This window comes from Alkalibacterium iburiense (assembly GCF_039521845.1).
In the GTDB taxonomy this organism is placed as follows: domain Bacteria; phylum Bacillota; class Bacilli; order Lactobacillales; family Carnobacteriaceae_A; genus Alkalibacterium; species Alkalibacterium iburiense.
Genome location: NZ_BAAACW010000024.1, coordinates 31556 through 31835 on the forward strand (window position 1 = coordinate 31556; position 280 = coordinate 31835).

Annotated in this window: 1 pseudogene; it reads left to right on the top strand. The window is 41.4% G+C overall.

From position 1 onward, the window contains the following. A pseudogene (locus tag ABDZ53_RS02130) lies at positions 1–280 on the top strand (hypothetical protein); the annotation flags it as partial.

A 280-nucleotide genomic window follows, 5' to 3' on the forward strand; every position in this document is an offset into this window, starting at 1 on the left:
GTATGCTAAGTCCAAATATGCTGAACACGGAAACTGTGTGTTCAAAAAACGAACAGTCTCATGGAACAATCAGAACTATACGGTCACTCCAAATCATCTCGCTTTTCCTATTATGCAAAAGGGAAAATCAAAGAGAACGGCTATTAAAGCTGTGCTAACAAGTGATCAGTTTGAGCTGTTATCTCAGTCAAAACGGGGAGCGATGCGTATCACCAAAAAAGGCTACCATTGGATAGCTCAGATTGCTTATCACATTTTGCCGTCTGAGACGACAGGAACA